This window comes from Sphingobacterium allocomposti (genome assembly GCF_008124885.1).
Taxonomy (GTDB): domain Bacteria; phylum Bacteroidota; class Bacteroidia; order Sphingobacteriales; family Sphingobacteriaceae; genus Sphingobacterium; species Sphingobacterium allocomposti.
Genome location: NZ_VNHX01000048.1, coordinates 1 through 1,655 on the forward strand (window position 1 = coordinate 1; position 1,655 = coordinate 1,655).

The 1,655-nt window shown below is 42.4% G+C and carries 1 protein-coding gene; it reads left to right on the top strand.

The window, feature by feature from the left end; all coding sequences use genetic code 11:
• The first annotated feature begins 75 nt into the window (after positions 1 to 75).
• Positions 76 to 1,524, top strand: coding sequence for an IS1182 family transposase (locus tag BC792_RS18205; protein ID WP_148910442.1), 1,449 nt, complete (start codon positions 76 to 78; stop codon positions 1,522 to 1,524).
• Positions 1,525 to 1,655 lie beyond the last annotated feature (131 nt).

Below are 1,655 nucleotides of genomic sequence, written 5' to 3' on the forward strand. Positions count from 1 at the left end.
TAAAAAAAGGAGTGGAAAACAGCAGTTTTCTGCTCCTTTTTTCGTATCTTAATGTAGGCTTTAACGGACATCAGGATGCTCTCTACCCAACAAAAAATACAGTTCAGTTCCTATTCGGGATTGTACGATATCATTGTTCCAAAAGACAATCTACTTCGCAAAATCAACGATCTTATCGATTTCAGTTTTATCCATGATGAACTTTTGGAGAAGTATTGCCACACCAATGGCCGTACAGCGGAGAGCCCCATCAAGATGTTCAAGTACCTTCTTTTAAAGACGATCTACACCGTTTCGGATGTTGACGTCGTTGAGCGCTCCAGATATGACATGTCCTTCAAATACTTTCTGGAAATGGCACCTGAGGAGGATGTGATCAATCCAAGTTCGCTTACCAAATTCCGTAAACTACGATTAAAGGACATGGATCTATTGAATCTGTTGATCAACAAGACCGTAACGATCGCTCTTGAAAAGGGGATTATAAAATCAAGGTCCATCATCGTAGATGCTACACATACGCATTCCCGATCGAACCCATATACAGCATTGGAAGTGCTCAAGGAGCGTTCCAAGCTATTAAGAAAAGTGATATATCAAGTCGATGGGGAATACAAAAAGAATCTGCCGCACAAGAGCGAATCCAACGACCTGGACCAAGAGCTTGCCTATTGCAGAGAATTACAGAAGATCCTTGATCAGGATCAATCTATCAGTGAAATACCGGCTGTGAAAGAAAAGTTGAATCTGTTGAAGGAAACCATTGAAGACACCAAAGAATACTATCTGCTCTCTAAGGATGATGAGGCTCGGCTTGGACACAAATCAATGGACAGCAGTTTCTTTGGCTATAAAACACATCTGGCGATGAGCGAGGAACGCATTATAACAGCGGCAGTCGTTACTACAGGGGAGAAAGGTGATGGACCGGAACTTCCCAGGTTACTGAAGATCAGCCAGCAAAATGGAATGGAAGTAGATACGATAATAGGTGATGCCGCATATTCTGGAAAAGACAACCTCCAACTGGCAAAAGAGCAGAACATTGACATCATTGCTAAATTGAATCCGGCAGTCAGCCAAGGATGCAGAAAAGAAGGAGATCACTTTCACTACAACAAGGACGCCGGGATGTTTGTCTGTCCAGCAGGCCATTTAGCAACCCGAAAGGCCCGTCAGGGAAAGAAGGAACAAAGCACAAATCAAACTGAGACCTATTACTTTGATGTGGAGAAATGTAAGGCCTGCCCTCTTAGGGAAGGATGTTACAAGGAAGGTGCCAGAACCAAATCCTATTCAGTCTCCATAAAATCTGAACTCCACAAAGACCAGATGGCTTTCCAGCAAACCGATTATTATCGAAGCAAGTCTAAGGAAAGGTATAAGATCGAGGCCAAGAACAGTGAGCTCAAGAATGTCCATGGTTATGATAGGGCTGATTCCTATGGCATCCAAAACCTGGAAATGCAGGGTGCAATGGCCATCTTCACTGTAAACTTGAAAAGAATCCTGAAATTGATCTAAAAAGGTGGGATATTGCCTCAAAAACAGCCTAGATGGGACGCTCAAAACTCATATATAGAGTCCTACCCGAATAAACCCTCAGTAAAACAATTAAAAAACAAACTTCCAGAAACCCTTTAAACAAAAATGAC